Origin of the sequence: Janthinobacterium sp. LS2A (genome assembly GCF_036543145.1) — a bacterium.
GTDB lineage: Bacteria > Pseudomonadota > Gammaproteobacteria > Burkholderiales > Burkholderiaceae_D > Janthinobacterium > Janthinobacterium aestuarii.
On record NZ_JAZHPB010000040.1, the window covers coordinates 1 to 201 of the forward strand.

1 protein-coding gene is annotated in these 201 nt (G+C 56.2%); it reads left to right on the plus strand.

The window, feature by feature from the left end; translation table 11 throughout:
• Window positions 1–15 precede the first annotated feature (15 nt).
• On the plus strand, window positions 16–141 hold the full coding sequence (locus tag V3C40_RS28320; protein ID WP_442907327.1) for a flagellin: 126 nt from the start codon (window positions 16–18) through the stop codon (window positions 139–141).
• Window positions 142–201: the final 60 nt, after the last annotated feature.

Below are 201 nucleotides of genomic sequence, written 5' to 3' on the forward strand. Positions count from 1 at the left end.
GCTACCGGCCGCATCATGGACACCGACTTCGCTACCGAAAGCTCGAACATGACGTCGTCGCAAATGCTGCTGCAAGCTGGCACCGCGATGCTGAAACAAAGCAACAGCATGTCCTCGATGGTCATGTCCCTGCTGCAATAATATTGACCCGGCCGCTCGCGGCCAGTCTCTCGAAGCCAGACTCCGGTCTGGCTTTTTTTT